Source organism: Paenibacillus sp. FSL H8-0048 (assembly GCF_038002825.1).
Lineage (GTDB): Bacteria > Bacillota > Bacilli > Paenibacillales > Paenibacillaceae > Paenibacillus_AQ.
Map to the genome: position 1 here is coordinate 5,799,616 of NZ_JBBODF010000001.1, position 18,496 is coordinate 5,818,111.

Annotated in this window: 14 protein-coding genes; 9 read left to right on the forward strand and 5 right to left on the reverse strand. The window is 43.8% G+C overall.

Features of this window, described 5'->3' with window-relative positions:
- Window positions 1-86 precede the first annotated feature (86 nt).
- Together NSU18_RS25135 and NSU18_RS25140 are read left to right on the forward strand one after the other, a co-directional pair.
- A complete protein-coding gene (locus NSU18_RS25135; RefSeq protein ID WP_341150321.1) occupies window positions 87-842 on the forward strand; it encodes a VOC family protein in 756 nt (251 codons plus the stop codon).
- A gap of 66 nt (window positions 843-908) precedes the next feature.
- Window positions 909-1,673 carry a hypothetical protein gene (locus NSU18_RS25140; RefSeq protein WP_341150322.1) on the forward strand — a complete coding sequence of 255 codons (765 nt, stop codon included), beginning with the start codon at window positions 909-911 and terminating at the stop codon, window positions 1,671-1,673.
- On the opposite strand, the gene NSU18_RS25145 is transcribed toward NSU18_RS25140, so the two are convergent.
- On the reverse strand, window positions 1,648-3,987 hold the full coding sequence (locus NSU18_RS25145) for an AraC family transcriptional regulator (RefSeq protein ID WP_341150323.1): 2,340 nt from the start codon (window positions 3,985-3,987) through the stop codon (window positions 1,648-1,650). The genes NSU18_RS25140 and NSU18_RS25145 overlap by 26 nt on opposite strands.
- Window positions 3,988-4,172: 185 nt before the next feature.
- On the opposite strand from NSU18_RS25145, the gene NSU18_RS25150 reads away from it, so the two are divergent.
- The 5 genes from NSU18_RS25150 (at window position 4,173) to NSU18_RS25170 (ending at window position 14,610) form a co-directional block, all read left to right on the forward strand.
- On the forward strand, window positions 4,173-5,690 hold the full coding sequence (locus tag NSU18_RS25150; protein WP_341150324.1) for an extracellular solute-binding protein: 1,518 nt from the start codon (window positions 4,173-4,175) through the stop codon (window positions 5,688-5,690).
- Between the two features lie 252 nt (window positions 5,691-5,942).
- On the forward strand, window positions 5,943-7,361 hold the full coding sequence (locus tag NSU18_RS25155) for a GBS Bsp-like repeat-containing protein (protein ID WP_341150325.1): 1,419 nt from the start codon (window positions 5,943-5,945) through the stop codon (window positions 7,359-7,361).
- A gap of 42 nt (window positions 7,362-7,403) precedes the next feature.
- A complete protein-coding gene (locus NSU18_RS25160; protein ID WP_341150326.1) occupies window positions 7,404-13,310 on the forward strand; it encodes a polymorphic toxin-type HINT domain-containing protein in 5,907 nt (1,968 codons plus the stop codon).
- A gap of 1 nt (window position 13,311) precedes the next feature.
- The gene (locus NSU18_RS25165; RefSeq protein WP_341150327.1) at window positions 13,312-13,710 is read left to right on the forward strand and encodes an Imm8 family immunity protein; all 399 of its coding nucleotides are present in this window, start codon (window positions 13,312-13,314) and stop codon (window positions 13,708-13,710) included.
- 558 nt (window positions 13,711-14,268) lie between these two features.
- Window positions 14,269-14,610 carry a hypothetical protein gene (locus NSU18_RS25170; protein ID WP_341150328.1) on the forward strand — a complete coding sequence of 114 codons (342 nt, stop codon included), beginning with the start codon at window positions 14,269-14,271 and terminating at the stop codon, window positions 14,608-14,610.
- 315 nt (window positions 14,611-14,925) lie between these two features.
- On the opposite strand, the gene NSU18_RS25175 is transcribed toward NSU18_RS25170, so the two are convergent.
- Entirely contained in the window at window positions 14,926-15,129 is a 204-nt protein-coding gene (locus tag NSU18_RS25175) for a GNAT family N-acetyltransferase (protein ID WP_341150329.1), read from the reverse strand.
- 168 nt (window positions 15,130-15,297) lie between these two features.
- Here NSU18_RS25175 and NSU18_RS25180 point away from each other — a divergent pair, with 168 nt between their 5' ends.
- Complete coding sequence (locus NSU18_RS25180) at window positions 15,298-16,677, forward strand: helix-turn-helix domain-containing protein (protein WP_341150330.1); 1,380 nt, start codon at window positions 15,298-15,300, stop codon at window positions 16,675-16,677.
- 232 nt (window positions 16,678-16,909) lie between these two features.
- On the opposite strand, the gene NSU18_RS25185 is transcribed toward NSU18_RS25180, so the two are convergent.
- Complete coding sequence (locus NSU18_RS25185) at window positions 16,910-17,071, reverse strand: hypothetical protein (RefSeq protein WP_341150331.1); 162 nt, start codon at window positions 17,069-17,071, stop codon at window positions 16,910-16,912.
- 271 nt (window positions 17,072-17,342) lie between these two features.
- On the opposite strand from NSU18_RS25185, the gene NSU18_RS25190 reads away from it, so the two are divergent.
- The gene (locus NSU18_RS25190; protein ID WP_341150332.1) at window positions 17,343-17,765 is read left to right on the forward strand and encodes a GNAT family N-acetyltransferase; all 423 of its coding nucleotides are present in this window, start codon (window positions 17,343-17,345) and stop codon (window positions 17,763-17,765) included.
- A gap of 103 nt (window positions 17,766-17,868) precedes the next feature.
- Here the strand turns inward: NSU18_RS25190 and NSU18_RS25195 are convergent, their stop codons facing one another.
- Both NSU18_RS25195 and NSU18_RS25200 read right to left on the reverse strand, forming a co-directional pair.
- On the reverse strand, window positions 17,869-18,153 hold the full coding sequence (locus NSU18_RS25195) for a DUF6809 family protein (protein ID WP_341150333.1): 285 nt from the start codon (window positions 18,151-18,153) through the stop codon (window positions 17,869-17,871).
- Window positions 18,154-18,294: 141 nt separating this feature from the next.
- Window positions 18,295-18,474 (reverse strand): ribbon-helix-helix protein, CopG family, encoded by a 180-nt coding sequence (locus NSU18_RS25200; RefSeq protein WP_341139038.1) that lies wholly within the window; start codon window positions 18,472-18,474, stop codon window positions 18,295-18,297.
- Between the last annotated feature and the right edge of the window lie 22 nt (window positions 18,475-18,496).

An 18,496-nucleotide genomic window follows, 5' to 3' on the forward strand; every position in this document is an offset into this window, starting at 1 on the left:
GCTGGGGGCTTTCTGTGCTTTTATCCAATTATAAGGATGTGGTAAGCTGACTCTGAGTGATATCAGCAGACAGGAGCGGAGTTAGCTTGAAAATTGATCACCTTGTTGTTAATGTGGATGCATCTGTGCAGGAGGATAAACAGGTTATCAGGCAGATCGAGGCCATGGGACTGCCGTATAAGCCCAAATGGGGGAAGGGAACAAGAGGCTTCAAGGTATCCAATCTGTGGATCGGCCGGGAATACTTCGAGCTTGTCCGAATCAAAACCAGAGACGGCGGCGGATGGATCAGCGAGTGGACTACCCGTTATCTGAAAGGTCACCGGGGGCTAGTCGGCTTCGCTCTGGAAGTAGACGATATTGATGCGACATATCAGAGGCTGAAGGCGCTGAATATCGAGATCACCGCGCCGGAGCCGCTGCGATTCCGCTGGTTTTTTAATCTTTTGACCCGGACGATGCCTTGGCGTAACAGCTATCTTCCTGCCTTCAAGGGAGTGCCGTTTCAGTTCTTCCTGCAGCAGATGAACGATGAGAAATCAAGGCATTTCATGGAGCAGTACATGGTACCGAATAGCAGAGAGAATGATATCGTGGGGATTGCCGAGGTGACGGTTGAGGGGACCTTAACGCTGGAGGACTTGGAGATCATTCATGCCCTGTTCCCTGATTGCGAGCAGCAGGGAGATACTCTGAACATTCATTTGGGTTCACAGGTGATACGGTTCCGGGAATCGGGTACAAGTACATACGGAGTAGAAGTGCTCCTGGACTGCAATCGTGCAGAGCACGCCGGCAAGACAATGAGGGTTGGCGATTTGCAGATCCGCAATTCAGAGTGAGCGGGACTTCGCCCGGCAAGACACGGTTAAGTCACCAGCAACAGTCAGCGGATGGAGGGACAGAGGTTGAAGAAACGCAGGTTGAACGGTACTCGAATTAAGGCAATATTGATTATGCTTATGCTTGTCCTGCTGCTTACAGGCTGCGCGCAAGGCACGGCCCATGTAACCGTGAAGAAGGACGGCTCCCTTAATTTGGCCTTCAGTCTTATGCTGGATGCCCGGGCAGAGAAGCTGGTCAGCGGCAAGGTGGAGGATCTGCTCTCGGAGCGGCTGGCGGATGCCGGCATAGAGCTGAAGAAGACAGCAAGCGGCAAATCCACCGAATACCAATTTCAGAAATCCTACGCCTCCATGGAGGAATTGAAGAACAGCAGCAGCGGCTTCGATATTGTGGAGGCTGAGGTGGGACAGACGCACAGGTGGCTGTATACCAAATATGACGTGGTGGCCCAGCCTAAACTGAACGCTTACTCCGATGAGATTATTGACGGCCTTGGCAGCTTGAATGTCCCTAAGTCACTGGTGCGCCTGCTGATGGGCAGCTTCTCCGTGGATTTCAAATTAACGATTCCTTATGACCTATACGGTGAGAATAATGCGGCTGAACAGGACGGCAACACGCTGACCTGGCATGTATCGCTGGCAGATTCCGAGCCTATCCGGCTGGCAGTCTATGTACCGGATATCAGGAATATTGCGATTGCAGCAGGCGTTGTTTTGCTTATTCTGGCCGTACTTCTTACATGGTTTATTAGAAAAAGAAAGCTGAAGAGGCTCAAGGCCCCGCCTGAAGGCACGGCACCTACTCATCGCCCGGGACCGCTCTAAGCTTCGTGTGGAAGCTGTCCCGGTACTGGCCGGGGGTCATCCCCTCCTGCTTGCGGAAGGAACGGATGAAATTCTGTGAATTGTTGTATCTCAGGCGGGAGGCGATATCCTTCACGGGCATATCGGTCTCCTCCAGCCATTTTTTGGCCATTTTGAACCGGTACATAGTCAGGTAATCACTGAAATAATACTGCGTTTCCTTGCGGAACACACTGCTGATGTAGTTGGCATTATAATGCAGCCGCGAAGCGCACTCCTCCAGCGTCAGATCCTGGTCGTACTCATGCTGGACGATATCGATCAGCTTCTCGGAGATATTATGATACTGGGCGTTCTGCCTGCTGTGGAAGATGACGATAACCGGCTGGATCACGATGGTCCAGAACCAGTCTTCAATCTCGGCCACGATATGCAGATCGGTCAGCTCCTCGAACAGGGAACCGCCCGCGTGGTAGATCTGATTCAGCGTAATTCCCGATTCCTGCATCATAATGAGCGTATTGTTCAGCAGCCGGGTCAGCGGAATCTGATATTCCTGCGGCGACAGTCCCAGCGCAAAAATACACTTGAACAGCTTATGCAGCAGCTCTTTCGCCTTATCGCTGTCCGCCAGCTTGATGGCATCCATCAGGTCATTTTCCGTATGGGTCGGATAGTTCAGATTAAGATAATGCTTGCCGGAGTTAATATTCTCGTACTGGATAATGATGCCTTTGCCCAGAGTAATCCGGTGCTTTAGTGCTTCCAGGCTCTCCCGGTAGGCAATGGACATTTTGTCAAACGAATGAAACGGCAGGCTCAGCCCAATGCTGACCTGCAGCTTCAGGACCTCGTTAATCTCCTGCTGGAGCTTCTCCGTAAGCGCATAGAGCATCCGGTGAAAAGCTTCTGTACTCTCATCCTCACTGCCGATGACGACAGTCAGGGCATGGCCCATCATCACAGGGGTTAGCCTGTGCTGCGCAGAGACCAGCTCCTGAGTCATATTATGCGCTGCGAATAACAGCAGATTGAGATCCTTTTTCTCATAGCTGTTCTCTTCGGAGAAGTCGATGCTCAGCGTAATGACAGCCATCGTCTTCCATTCCTCGACTTGTTTGCCGTAACCGTATTGCTCCAGCTCCTCCATCAGCTCGCGTCTTCTCAGATTGCCTCCGAACGCCTGAATCAGAAAAAAGGTCCGCACCTGTCCGAGATGCTGGCTGACCTCCTTCTCCAGCTGTGACTTCGATTGGAACAGGGAATGCACCTGCTCGCCGATGAGCTGGAATTCATCCGTACGCCCTGCCCGCAGTCCGGGACGGCGCAGTCCAATCTGTGTGAGCAGCCGTTCAATAGGTGTATACATGCGCCTGGAGCCCAGCCACGCCAGCAGCACAGACAACAGCAGCATGAACGTGCAGACGAATACCGTGTAGGTGCCGATTTTGCCGGATTCGCGGGTCAGACTCTTGATGGAGGTGGCCGACAGATAGATCCAGCCGTTCAGCTGGGAACGCATATAGGTGATCGAGTAATCGGCTTCATTAAGCTTGGTCTTGAACTGTCCCGACGGCTCGGCGGCAGTGGCGATCTGCTCGAAGCCTGTGAATCCGGCCGCTGTGGCAGGCTCTCCGATCAGCTTGCGGTCCGGATGCAGCAGAATCCGCCCGCTTTTATCCAGCACCATAATACTGTCCAGCGGCTGCATATCAGGATTAATGAAGTCCTGAAGACTGCAGGCCGGAATATTGGCCAGAGCCAGTCCGTATTTCTGCAGCTTGGTCGTCGGCAGCTTCTTAATCAGACTGATGCTGTACTTGCAGCCGGTCACGTTAATGCTCTCTTCACTGTAGAACAGGGAGGAGGGGTTCAGCACCCAGGAGGAGCTGCCTTCTACATTCAGCAGATTCGTGAGCTGCTCGTAATTGCGGTATTCATTTAACCGGTAGAGCCCGGAATTCTTGATCATCCAGTTCTGTCGCTGATTGAGCAGGATGACATCCTCCAGCCGCGTATCGAAGGACTGCATATTACGGATCTCATTGCGGATGTCGTTATATAAAATGAAATCGTTTTCATTTAGAGGGTTGTTCATCGCTTTCTTCAGCACCGAAGAGTTCACGACCTGGTTCAAGGTCTGGTTGACAGTATTCAGCTTATGTTCTACATTTGAGGTGATTTGTAAAATGAGTTCCTTTTTGCTTTCGTTAACATTTTTTTGAATTTCGCTGGAGGATGTGAAGTAGGAGAACGAACCAATGAACAGCACCGGCAGGATGCTGATGGCGAACGCGAACATAGTTAATTTACTGAGAAAGCTAAGACGTTTCAACAGCGTTCAGCACCTTTGCATGAAATATGGAAATCACTGTCTTAAGTGTATGCATCACGAAGGATAATAACAATAATCATCTGGTGCCGCAATAATCATTTTCTCTAATCATTCATACATAAGCTACATTATTCAATAGATAGGCTTCTAAGGCAGATAAATATTACGCTTCAGGGGGTTATGGAATGTTCAACCGGTTAACGGGCAGGAAGAATACTCTAGCAGGGTGCTTCATCCTGTTTTTATCGTTCATGATGTTAAGCGCTTGCAGCGGGGGGGAGTCTGAGCGTTCCGATTCAGCGGGTGCCCCGGCGCCGATCTCGATTCTGGCACCGCTGCATTTTCCGCAGACGCCTTCGGCGGAGCTGATCGCCGAGATTGAGAAACTGACCGGGTCTCAGCTCGATATCACCTGGGTGCCGGAGGGCGTCTACACAGACAAAATGAATACCGCACTGACCACCGGCTCCCTCGGCAAAGTGACGTTCGTGAAATTCACCGATTATAATCCGGTTAAGAATATGATCCGCTCCGGCGCTTTTTGGGAGATTGGTCCCTATCTGGCGGAATTTCCGAATCTCAGTCAGCTCAATGCGGCGATTCTTAAGCAGACTTCGGTGGACGGGGGGATCTATGGCCTTTATACAGAAAGACCAGCCTCCCGGCAGGGTATTATTATCCGCAAGGACTGGCTGGAGAAGCTGCACCTCAGTCCGCCCGGAACGCTGGAGGAGCTGTATGAGGTGATGAAGCAGTTCACTATGAATGACCCGGACGGCAACGGCAAGGCAGACACCCTCGGACTGGTGGACCGCAACGATCTGGTGTACGGGGTATTCAAGACGTTAAGCTCCTATTTCGGCACGCCAAATAACTGGAAAATTGAAGAGGGACAGTTCGTCCCGGAATTCGCCACGCCTGAATATATGAACACGATGAACTTCATGCGTAAATTGTACAAGGAGCATATCATTAACCAGGATTTTGCCCTGACCAGCAAAGAGGTACAGCGCGACAAGTTCATCCAGGGAACAGCGGGGATTTTCATCGGGAGCATGACGGATGTGCAGCGGCTATCCATTGAGGCCAAGGCGATCAACCCCAAGGCGGAGCTGACGTTAATTAACCGGATTAAGGGTCCGGACGGATATAAGGTATGGTCCATACCCAAGTACAATGGCTTGTACCTCTTTTCACGTAAAGCCATTGCTACCGAGCAGGAGCTGAAGCAGGTGCTCGGATTCTTCGACCGCACGATGGATGAGGATGTAGCCAACTTGATGGCTTACGGCTTCGAGGGCCGTCACTATAAGCTGGACGGGGAGGGGAAAGTGATCCTTCCCGAAGAGACATCCCAGCTGCGGGTGTATGAGGTCAATCCGCTCAATTCTCTGATGATCGCCGATGTGGGCAATCCGCATATTAAGGAGGTCGCACAAAAGGAGCAGCTCACCGCCCTGGCCGACCAGCTCAGCCGGGATAACGAGCAGTTTCTCGTCGATGACCCCACGGTGTCGCTAACCTCGCCGACCTATGATGAGAAGAACGCCGAGCTCTCCGCCATCATCGCAGATGCCACGTACAACTATATTCTCGGCAACATCGACGCCGCCGGCTTCGCCGGTGAGGTCGAGAAATGGAAGACCAGCGGCGGAAGGCTGATTATTCAGGAGTATGGGGAGGCGGCGAGGGGGGAGGAGTGAATGATTCGACACTATAATTCAAAAATTCCTATGATTCGACAATATTCCACTATTTCCAATTTTATATTATTGTCATATGATTGGGATTGGGGAGTGCATAAGAAGGAACTATTCAATAGTTCTTAAGTCATCTTACGACGATTGCCCATTGTGAATTGAAATATGGGCTTTTTTTGTGTGCTTTTGTAAGGAAGATAACATTATATCTTTTATATCGAGTGATGAAAAAGTTAAAAGGGGAGTGGATTTTATTTGGGGGAATTAAAATTATTAAGAAAAATTTATACTTGTTTTTCACTCTGTTTCTTATCAATCGTTCAGAGCGAATATGTTATGGCTGCTGATGAAGCAGTGTCTGAATATATCTTGGTTGATAGTGGAGAAGCGATTCAGAAGCAACAAATAAATATTTACAATAAAGGAAGATTGGAAACAGAGATTCTTCCGAATAATTCTCTTGTTTCATATAGCTATGATAGTAATGGGAACGTTTTAAAGAAATATACTACACATTCAACTGAACCCTATACTATTAGCAGTTCTGCGGCCTCTTATGATATCTATTTAAAGGGAGTCCCGGAAAACCTAGAACAAGTAATCTTTCCTTCCTGGACTGAATTATACGGACAGGACGATATCGAATGGATTAATGGAGAGAAGATTGCGCCGGGAGTCTGGAAAGCTACAATAGTACTCTCCAGACACGGGGGATTAACCGGGATTTACAATACCCATATTTATGCTGACGGAACATTGTTGAAAATGTTAACTGTACAAGTCCAAAATACGGCAAAAGTTACTTCTCCCAAGACTACATCATTAGCAGATGGAAGTTACGAAATTAGTGTAGAAGGAGTAGCAAGAAACATCAGCGAAGTCAGATTCCCTACCTGGACTGAAAATAAGGGGCAAGATGACTTAGAGAATCCATGGATTTTAGGCGAAAAGTTAAATGATACTACCTGGAAAATACGTGTACCATTCAGCAAGCATAACTTTGAAACAGGAAATTACTTCACTGATATTTATTTTTATGATAAGTATAACAATTCAAGTGGTTTAAATGGTCCAACTGTTATTGTTCAAGGTGGAACAGGAGGATCCAGTGAGACCGATATTACAGGAGTTTCCTATGATGTATACATATATGGCCTAGATCCCCAAACACAGAAAGTTCAATTTCCGACATGGACTGCAAATAAAGATCAGGATGATCTTGAATGGATTGAAGGGGTTAAAGTAGCTAATGGTGTTTGGAAAGGAACCGTTATTTACTCCAATCATAACTCAGAGCTCGGCAGATATATAACCCATGTTTATGCAGACGGAAAGTATAGTGGAGCTTGGGAGTTTAATGTAGTCGATACAATTAAATATACGTATTCAAACATAGCGTATCTTAGCAGCGGTTTTTATGATATCACCGTTAATGGGATTCCTTCCAATGTAGCAACAGTACGTTTTCCAACCTGGACTGAAAAAAATGGCCATGACGATATTGAAGAACCATGGATAGAGGGAGAACGTTTAAGCAGTACAAGCTGGAGAATTCGAATTCCTTATTACAAACATAACAATGAAATAGGTGCCTATTCTACCCATGTTTATTCCTATGACGCATATGGTAATAGCCGAATTATTGGAATGCTGTCGGTTGATGTAAGGAATTAAAGCTATTCATTATACAACTTCATTAAGACAGGAGAGTTTATGTTGAAATTCTTTAAGAAAGCAAAACAGCCTCTAGCGATTCTTTTATCAATTGTCTTGTTGTTATCCTGTTTCCCGCCGGTTAATCAAGTAACGGCTGCAGGAGAACGTAGCCAAGAACTCTCAGCTAAAATTGTACCAACTCCATCCCCTACACCGGAATCACCGGACAAGCTTTTTTCCGATTCACTTGTTCCTATGCCTAGCGCAACACCTCCACCGAGCGGAGAATTCAAATTATTAAACTCTGGGCAGCCTGTTGCCGATGAAGAAGTCTCAGTATCCAATGAAGTGTATGCTGACACGAATCAACAGGCTCTTCAGACATTAAGAGATAAGATCCTCCAGAAAAAAAATCTTCTGCAAACCAGAGCAAGTAAGCAAAAAACTAATCCAAACGCTTCCCGGAAAGCTTTGCAAGTTGTTGCCGATTTGAGCCGGGACGATATTCAAGCTCTAGTCGAGTCAGGTGCCTCTATGATTGATTTGTACTGGCTGAACTTCCTGGTTATGGGGCAGACGCAATGGACAGCCGTGGACATTCTCAAGTTGAAGCAGGACAAGCAGCTTAACTGGGAAGATGTACAAGCATTGATGCAACTGGAGTCAAAAGATAACTCTTCTGGCTCCTCGGTTGTAAAGAACGTTTATGATGAAATTATAAGCGATCTACCCTTAGATGCTCGCTCTTCCGTGATTTCTGACGTTTATGAAACACAGGATAAGACTCTGCAAAATGCATTTGCGCCAACTTCATTTACTGCTTTTGATGCTTCAGTGTCTAGTGTGCTTGATGATATGATTGTCCAAGCCCAAATAAATCAGGTTCAGAAGCCTCAGTATAACGACCGCGATAAAAGCGGTGAAGTCGTTGACCCGGTGTCAGGCAGCCTGAACTACAAAAAAAACCTGCTTCATTTGCCAGGTGTAGATGGTTTGGATCTTGATGTAGGGATTATGTACAACTCCAATCAAACGGTTCCCTTCACACATAATTACTATTGGAATCAGAATTTCGGAATGTATGATCATGATTATAACTATGGAGTACCCACTATAGGAAATGGATGGTCGTTCCAGTTCCCCTATATTCAAAACTCCGGTGATGATTACACTGCGTATTACCATGATGGACAAGGAAATACGTATAAACTCGGAAATATAGATGAACTTTCAAATTATACAGGATTGATTAATTACAAAGGCAAAGACAAGAGATTTGTTAACGAACAGTGGAATAACGGTCAATTCAGCAATGGTCAAAACAGATCTTCAGCATACATTGAGCACTCCGACATGACGCGAGAGTATTATTCAACCGGTGGTAATTTAATTGGAATTGTTGACCGGTTCGGTAATGCCATCACTTTTAATTATTCTTCTTCTGGATATATGTCTTCCATCACCGATACCCTTGGACGAGTGGTTAGAATAAGTTATGAAGACACTCTTAACTCATCTAATTTTGACGGAGATGATATTGTCCTCAGTGTGTATGATGGACCAAGTGAAGTACAGAAGGTAGTTTTAACCAAAGGCAGAGTGATCGCTAGCATGCCTAACGGCGCTTTGGTTGAACCCTATAAACGGGCTATCCCTGTTCTGTACTCTTTCACAGACCAAAACGGGGAGAAAACCTATTTTGATTACTGGAATGAGGTAGATCTTTATAATACTTATGGTTATAATCTCAGTTCACTGCTGAAAGAAATTCGTTACCCTCACTCTACGACTAAATATGAAATGGAAGGTGTTTCACGTAAAATCCAGCAGTATGATTATGTCACTGAATATCGTGTGAAATCGAGAGGGGATTATACTGGAAGTAAGGCATACTATCAAATGAATTACTCCTATGACGGTGATTATACCGGAAATGGAGTTAACGAATATCCTAATCACTTACCTAATGACTTCCGGTTTAGTACTACTTCAAGAATAGTAAGTAATACGCCTAGCAACGGAATTCAAACTACAAATACCTTTGATAAAGATGGAAGAGTTCTGCGGACAGAGACCCGGGAAGCTGGCGGAGAACGAAAAGTAATTGAAAATACAGTATTTCACGGGTTATTTACTCAATCACCCATACGCACGACGATCTCGGAATATTCCGCTCAAGACAGTGATGCCACTGCTGACCGGAAGTACACCGAAACAGAGCTTAATGAGTGGGGGCTAGTTCAAAGTCAGACACAACCGTTAACCAGTGACAAGTATAACAATCCTGGAATTAAGCAGCATTATACTACAACATATCAATATGAACCAAAGTATCGATTCTTGGATACAACATCCTGGTATCAGAATGAATCTGACCCGGCTCCAAAGACTGAACGGTACACGTATACAGATAAGGGCAGACCGGCAACGGTAACCAATGCTTTGGGTGAGCAAACCACATACAGTTATGATAGCCGCAATACATCGGGTGGAATCTCTCAAGTAACGACAGAGAAGATTGCCAACGGTCAAATTGTTGCTAGAAATATAACTCTGTATGGGCCGGAAAGCCGTTATGCGTATCCTACTGAACAACAACAGTATTTCAATATCGGCAAACCGGATCAGAAAATTGTCAAAACCTATATGACTTATGATCTTGGGACGGGGAATTTAAAAAGCCAAAAAGATGGAAATAACCAGATTGTAGAGTATGAATATGATGCAGCTGGCCGTCCCAAAAAAGAAACGTATCCGATCCGTACCAACAGTGACGGTCAGACCTTCAGAGAGGTTATCGATTACAATTATTATAATCAATCTTCGGTAAACTTTGATTCTGTCAATGATGGAACGTTCGTTTTAAAAGTGAATACCATTAAAACCCTGACTTATCTGGCCACGAACACTTCGGTGTCGATTAATTCAGCTGTGTATTATAACGGACTCGGTCTCGGCCTTATGGAAGAGCATTGGAACAGTAATGTTGGAAAATGGGTCTTTGCCCATTATCATTACGATGACCAGGGACGGGCAACCTATCAGAAGGATACGGAAGGTAATGAGATTACAGCAACGTATGATGTTTGGGGGAAACAGAACCGCGCAACCAGTGCCAATGGAGATCTCGTGGTTAGTGACTATAATACCAAGATGCGTTTGAGCACTAAATATATCAGTGATAAGATCACAGGCGAAGCTCTAAACTATTCCGAGCAGCAATTCGATGAATGGGGCAATTTAATTTCAACGTCCACCTTTAAAGACTGGCCTGCCAATCAGCAAAGAATTAGTGAGTCCTATCGGTATGATATTAGAGGGAACGTCACTGGCTATACCGATCCGAATAGAAATCTAAATGAAGATGGTGTTACAACATCGTATACTTACGATGCCCTCGACCGGTTGATTGCTGTCAAGGATGCTTTGAATCAAACAACTAGGTACGCATACGATGGTAACGGCCAGCTGTCAGCAGTAACCATCCAAGCCAACAATGGTTCGCCGCAAATGCTTAATACCAAAACGTACAATGAATTGGGTCTCCTTAATGTGAAGCAGGATGGAGCCTCACAGAGTGAGAGCTATACGTACAACAATCTTGGTCAACTGGAATCCAAAACAGACCGCAACGGAAGTGCGTTCGGATATACGTATGACGAAGGCGGCCAACTGAAAAAAAGTTTCATTAGCGGAAAGATTAACAATGTAGCGCAAACCGAAGAAACAAAGATAATCCAATCTGCAGGCAATTCCCAGACAAAGAAAATACAAGCTCTTAAGAATGGGGCCATTGCTGCTACTCTAACCCAAACCTTTGATAATTTGGGTCAGGTCAGATCCGCATATGTACAATCTGGTACTCACTCAGCATACATTGCTAACAAGCTTGACACTCTGGGCCGTATGACAGAATTAAATGACTCATATATGAGCTTCTACACCAAGTTTCAATACAACAAGGTACGCCTGGAAAAGGTGCAGACTAATGGAAGTTCTACGCTGAGCAATGATCCGTACGTCAATGCACAATATAGCTATTATGCCAATAACCTGGTAGACACCATTGTATATCCAACCTTGACAGATGGAAGCAAGCTCATCAGCAAATATACGTATAACAAGACGATGGGCTGGACGGAGACGCTGACGAATACGAAGGGGAGTTCGGTTCTCTCAAGCTACAACTACAGCTATGATAATAATGGTAACCGTACCTCGGTTAGCGAGTCAAGGAACGGGGCGGCGGCACAGACGACCTATTATGGATACGATGCATTAAATCGGTTGACATCCATCACACGTCCGAATGGCAGCCAGATTCAATATACTTACGATGTGCGAGGCAACCGTCTGACTGTATCTGATACAAGCAGCGTAGGCCCTGAATCGATGGATACCAATTATACGTATGATTTGCAGAACACTCTTACCAGCATGACTAAGGGAGGCTCAGCAACGAGCTTCAAGTATTATGCAGATGGCTTACGATTTATGAAGACTAATGGCAGTACGCAGACGCAAGTGGATTATAACTTCCAGGGACAAGTGATCACTGAAGGGAAACTTGTTAACGGGGTGTTGGTGGAGCAGGCGAACTTTGTCCGTGGTGACCGGGTACTGGTCAAGAAAGACAAAAAGACTGCCCAAGACTATTACTACCTGTACAATGGCCACGGCGACGTGGTGCAGATTGTGAATACGAGTGGAGCAGTGGTTAATAACTACAATTATGATGAGTGGGGGAACATTACAGGTCAAGTGGAAGGAATCTCTAACTCCTTCAAGTACACTGGTGAAGTGTATGATGCTGAGACAGGACTGTATTACCTGCGGGCGCGATACTATGATCCTAGTATGGGACGGTTCCTAAACGAGGATACGGTTGAGGGACAAATTGATAATCCGCTGACGCAGAATTTGTACACATACGTAATTAATAATCCGCTGATTTATACAGACCCAACGGGAAATAGACATGAATGGGGAGCGGGCTGGAGCGGTTTTGCGGGGAACAGATATTCAGCAACAGATCCATGGAAAGGCTGGAGTGGGCCGGTAGGAAGCGTTGCTAATTTCTTAATCTTAGATGATATAAACACCCTTCGAGACCCTGATTCCTCTGCGTTAGCCAAAGGTCTAGCTATTGCAGGTTTTATACCCCTAGGAAAGGTTGTAAAGGGCGGAAAGTTAACGCTACAACTGCTCAACAAAGAAGGGAAAGTTGTTGAAAAAGAATTCAAGCTAGCTGGCGACGCATTAAAGGCAGCCCAAAAAGCATGCAATTGCTTCACCGCTGGAACGAAGGTTCAAACGGACGAAGGGGAGAAGAATATTGAAGACATTGAAGTCGGAGATATGGTTCTCTCGAAGAATGATGAAACAGGTGAAAAGGCTTTTAAAAGGGTTACCACTACATTTAACCATGAGACGAATGAGATATACAAAATCTATATAGGCGACCAAATTATCGAATCAACTTATAATCATCCGTTTTGGGTTGATGGAAAAGGATGGACGTTTGTTAAAGATCTTCAAATCGGTGATCTACTTGTTCAAGCTGACGGTAGTAATTTAATAATACACAACATTGAAAAATTGCAAAAGCGTGTTATGGTTTATAATATAACGGTTGACGAGTTCCATACTTATTTTGTTAGCGATATAGGGATATGGGTTCATAACTCCGAGTGTAGCTTGAGCGCTAAAACACTTGCTACAATGGGGAAAACAAGCAGAGGTATTGCTGGATTAGCAGATGATTATGTTGCTAAAGATAAGGTTATGGGAATTGTTAAAGAATTTTTGGGTAGCGGCTATTCTACAGGTGTTTCCAAAAATGGGTATACAACATATATTAGTAAAGATGGGAAATTTGTTGCTAGATATGGCTATAAGAAAGATGGATCACTAGAATTGAACTTAGAGAATAATAATGGTGGAAATTTTCATATTAAAGTTAAATGATTTGAAAGGTGGAATTAGTGTGATAATACCTGTACTTAAAGGTATTGATTTTATTGGAAACCCAGAAGAGCAGACTGATTTTAATGTGAGAGCAACGGCTTATATTTCAGAAGAAAATGATAAGGGGGCGGACTGTTTTCATTTCCAAGTGATTTCGACAGAATTTCTGGCGAAATTTTTAAGGGAAAATAATCTTTTTAATGGAAGGGCAATATTCATTGTTAATAAATTTGACCTAACTTTTTTGGAACTAGAAGTTAATAAGATTTTAAAGGATTGCATCCGTCCTACTTGGGATGAAGTGGGGCAAGCGATTAATCGATATTTGAGATGGGAATACGATAACATTCAATACTTGTCGAGTGAGGAAGTACAAACAAGAGTTAACCTAGATAAATGACAAGGACTTAAAGTTATAACAGGTTACCATAAGCAGATATTTAAAGACCTTGAGGACATAATTCTCAAGGTCTTCTTTTTCCTTACTCCAAATGCTGAATGAATTGATGGGTGCTTACTGAAAGAACTTAATCCTCATTATCCTGTATAATATTCCCCCTAATATTTTACATGTTCAGAAAAGCAATGAGATGAGATTATCTGCCATACTTTAAAGTTGTCCATAAACAAATAACACTATTGTTATGCCAAATTCTTTGGGATAAATATTGGGATGATAATAGGAGATTCTAGGGTCAGAATAATAATTTGATAAAAGAATACCGATCTTAATCAACAATCATTGAATTTTAAATTTTAAGGACGAGAGCTACTCCACCTTCGACCATCCCTGATTCAAGTTTATTATTAACGAAGGGGAGAGGGATATCACAGATATTGAGGGCGAAAGAGTAGGAAATTATTGGGTTTAATTGGATTATTTATATTAAAATATAATAAAAGTTATTTTTGTAGAAAGGGCTAATCTCGAACTAATTAAGTATTAAAGGAGAGCACAATGTTCGATAAAGAGGGAATAAATGAGTGGGCTAGGTCTTTTGATGTTGAGTCCACCGCATTAAGCTATTGTCTTAAATGTGTCAATAACTACTTTAAGGATTCTCCTGAAGATGTGAAGCTGTATTTTGGAGAGTACTGCTCTGAAAAGTTAAAGTTAGAACTCAAAAAGATCTATGTAATTATAGATTGGAGAGAGTCTGAATATTCACACATTGTTGCCCTAGTTCCAATCGTTTATGATGGCAAAGAAATTGGAAGGTATGAGTTGTTTTTCAGGATGTCAGGGGAAATTTATGATGATTTGCTAGTAGTTGATGGAGGGAAACAGCTTTATTATTAGTTATTGTACAGACCTTGGGAGCGGGAACTCTCAAGGTCTTTCTTTTATTATTTCTTTTACACAACCGTATATTGCCCTATTCAGTTGGAGAATACGAAAAAACAGGCAAAATAATGGACCTTGTATAAATAACATGAAATGAGGTTGGTATATGTCTTTGGGTCAAATTATAAACATTATACAAAATAACTATTTCGGTAATATCTATTTGACAGGATTTATAGACTCATAAGAAAATGAACTATCTGAGTTTGTTGCAAGTATGAGTCAGCTCTTTCTCGAGTTCGGAGATGAGCTAATTAAATCTTATGTAGTTTAATATTCATGGTGTAATCCCGATTTCCCATAACCTTGTCCCTGATATCTCCCGTCAATCATAAACCTCAGAATCCAATAGTAGCCGTCTGTATAGGCTTCATTGTCAAACAGGATAAAGCCAACCATCTCTTCATCACTTGTCACCCGGAGGCTTACAAGATTGGAGCGCCAGCACAAGGTGAAATACAGCTTCCTGTTCATCAGAATGGCAACCGTAATGCCAAAATTTTAAAGTTTAGGAAAAATACATAATTAGTACTTGATTAATGAATCGACCGCTGGTATATTTTGTATAACATAAAAGGGATTTTATTCTATAAATACAAATTAAAGAGGAAGGGTGGTTAGGACTTGCAGGCAACGACTACGATGTTATCGGAACTGGAGGAGTATTTGCGGCAGAAGGGATTATCGGTTACGGAATTCGCCAAGCGTTCTCAGCTTCATTCCGGGACACTCAGCAATATTCTTCGCGGGCACCGGCCTATTGCGATGCAGCAGTTGGACCGGATTACCCAGGCCATGGGACAGGAGGAAGGGTACTTCTATGACTTGTATATCGATGACTATATTATCCGCGGTTCCTCAGACTGGAGAAGGATTGGACCGCTATTGCTCCGCTGTGCTGACCTGAACAAATTGGACAGTATTCAGCGCCTGGCCCGCCATATTATGGACAATCTGATGTATGCGCCCCTGCTGTTTGAGACGGCAGAAGAATTATTTATGGCCGGGAAAAAGGAAGCCGCTGCCGCAATCTATGAGATTGTCGCCGAGGCTGAACGTTATCAGCATTCGGAACGGCTGGCGCTATGCCAGTTCAGGCTGTTTATTATTGCGCTCAGTGACGATCAGAACCGGAACCTGTGGGCAGCCAACCGGTTTGAGCCTTTTGTGGAACGGCTCGATGAAGTCGATCAACTGGATGCACTCAAAGAGCTTGCCAATACATACCGGTCTTTACAGCGCTGGGACAAGGTCGATGAATGTGCTGCCAAGATGGGACATAAGGCCAGAATTCAATATGACTTGAAGGTCCAGCACGAACGCAGAGCATCCGAACCCGTGAAGCTCCCCGGCAGACCGCTGTTCTTCTACATTGCTTACAGTGATTTGCTGCGGGGGAATGTTTGTGATGAGTTGGGGGACTATGAGGGAGCTTTGGGTTACAAGTATGCATACTCCGATTTAAGTTGGGTAAGTGAGCAGGGAGAAGAAGTGGAACAGTGGAAAGCTCTTTTCTTTGAATGGTCAACCGCAAATATCTATATAACAAAGTTATTAAGTGGCGATACTACTGTCTTGGAATCTTACGTTGACTACATTAATAAACACAGAAATGAATTAGTCATGGGATTATTACATATTTTAAGAGCCGCTAATAAAAATCAGTTTGTTATTGATTATACGCTGGAGTGTTATAAGCAAGAATTAAGTGAAATATTAAATGAAATTGTTAAAGGGAGATATTCTAGAAACCTTGCCATGGATCGCCAAGCTAGTTTAATATATGAACTCGCATATTATTATTTATATAAAGGTGATTATCCTAAAGGGTTTGACTTATTATTAACAGCAATTAAAAATTTCCAACAGATAAACAATGAAAAGTATATACTGGAAAGTGTAATTCTATTTGAAAAATTTAGAAGTAATGCTAGTCAAGAGATCAAACTGCAGTATCAAACTTTACTTTTGGGAGGAGATTCTCATGAAGAAAAGGGTCGTTATACTTCTTACGGTTCTTAGCATTGTTTTAGTGCCAATTGTGGTTGGGCCTAATGTACCTAGCTCTCCTGGATTTTCATTATACAATCACGGGGAAGGCTGATTAATTCCTCCAACCCTTAGAACAGTATCATCCTATAAGCTCAACCTAAAGTCCTGCTACAGATTCTTGTGGTGGGATTTTTCAGTGACATCAGCCAACTCGTTTCCCCAATTTACCTAAATTGTACATCTTAAATAAAAAAGATCCGCCTTATTGGCGAACCATTCCAGCAGATTGACCCTGCTTTAATTTAGCTATTGCCTCGCTAACCATTTTGTCACGTTTGGGATTGGGGCCGGGCATCGATTGCTCAACGTAATGACCGCCTGCAAACCGACGAGCATCAGCATCAAGACTTAATTTCTTCTTCATGATAATCACCTCATTAGGATAAATATAGCATAATCAGGCGTTCCGCGACAGATTCATCTATAAGCATAAATGTAGAAGAAATCCTCTTTGCCCCAATGATATTCATGTAATATTGGATGAGTGGTGCTCTCATCTTATGTTCGTCCTGTTATCCTACAATCACAGGCAGCTATGCTGATTAGTACAAATATTTCTTCAAACATTCCATTATCTTTATATCTGTTCAATGTTAATCTGACCAGAGGAAAAGATTTGTATCTAACCAACATGAATGAAAGATGGTGCTGAGATGAGTATCCGTTACACTTCAAATATTGAGTTTATCACTAAGGAGGCGCTTCAAGAGTTATTTCTATCGGTCAATTGGGAGTCCGGGAAATATCCGAATGAGCTTTTGCAAGCCATTCAAAACTCCCATTCCATTGTGGCGGCTTGGGATGGAGATAGGCTTTTTGGGCTGGTAAATGCTCTGTCTGATGGTATTTTAACAGTGTATTTCCATTATATGCTTATCGATCCCAGTTATCAGGGGAAAGGGGTAGGTAGAGAAATGATGACCACTATGCTCGAACGATATAAAGAATATAAAAATAAAGTACTGATTTCTTATCCGAGTGCAGTGGAATTTTATTATAAGTGTGGATTTTCGAGTGAGCATGGAGCTACGCCTATGTTTATTTCGGATTTGGTCTAATGCTGCACATCTTCAGGGAATGATACGCGCCAGTCGATTATATATCGAATCCGGGGCAATCCGGTCTGTGATTGACCGGATTCTCCGCATAGATGGACGCCCCTTAAGATAATAGTGCTTCCCGATCACCTATAACTTCAATTAATAAGTTTGCTCCCAGCTTGAACCCATGATGAAAGGCAGCTTCCACTTGCATGCTGTTCACGCTGTCGCACAAGTCTAAATATTCCTCTAGCTCTCGAAACACTTCTTCCCCTAACCGTTCGCGCCATTGCTGTGTCTCTGCTGCCACCTGTTTGCATGCAGAACGATACTCTGGATGTGACGGCACATTGTTCATATCGGATTGAAGCTTCCCATGGTACAGGGCTTCCAAAATTGTTTTCATGTTTGTCCTCCCATTATGTTCATCGCACCCGCTTGAATGAACTTCCTGCACATGGTAGGATATTTATGCAGTCTGCTTATCCAAGCGGTTGCGTGGTAGGAAGTAGCGGTGTTCTTTGCGGGACTTACGCTGCTTCCTTTTTTATTTTTGGAGCTCGTCAAACACCTTTTCAATTCCCTTGCGAACGATTGCGGAACGTGACATATTAAGCTTTTCTGCAGAAGCATCAAGCTTGCTCAGAATTTCCTGATCGACACGTATTTCAATCTTTTTGCTTTTGGGATTATCAGATAGTGGACGCCCCAACTTTTTAGAGGACATTACATCACCCCTTTTTTTGTCC

What these genes read in the sequence shown, in the direction of transcription:
- NSU18_RS25180 (WP_341150330.1), top strand. Translation starts at nt 15,298, where the DNA reads ATGTTATCGGAACTGGAGGAGTATTTGCGGCAGAAGGGATTATCGGTT.
- NSU18_RS25190 (WP_341150332.1), top strand. Translation starts at nt 17,343, where the DNA reads ATGAAAGATGGTGCTGAGATGAGTATCCGTTACACTTCAAATATTGAG.
- NSU18_RS25175 (WP_341150329.1), bottom strand. Translation starts at nt 15,129, where the DNA reads ATGAACAGGAAGCTGTATTTCACCTTGTGCTGGCGCTCCAATCTTGTA.
- NSU18_RS25195 (WP_341150333.1), bottom strand. Translation starts at nt 18,153, where the DNA reads ATGAAAACAATTTTGGAAGCCCTGTACCATGGGAAGCTTCAATCCGAT.
- NSU18_RS25150 (WP_341150324.1), top strand. Translation starts at nt 4,173, where the DNA reads ATGTTCAACCGGTTAACGGGCAGGAAGAATACTCTAGCAGGGTGCTTC.
- NSU18_RS25200 (WP_341139038.1), bottom strand. Translation starts at nt 18,474, where the DNA reads ATGTCCTCTAAAAAGTTGGGGCGTCCACTATCTGATAATCCCAAAAGC.
- NSU18_RS25185 (WP_341150331.1), bottom strand. Translation starts at nt 17,071, where the DNA reads ATGAAGAAGAAATTAAGTCTTGATGCTGATGCTCGTCGGTTTGCAGGC.
- NSU18_RS25170 (WP_341150328.1), top strand. Translation starts at nt 14,269, where the DNA reads ATGTTCGATAAAGAGGGAATAAATGAGTGGGCTAGGTCTTTTGATGTT.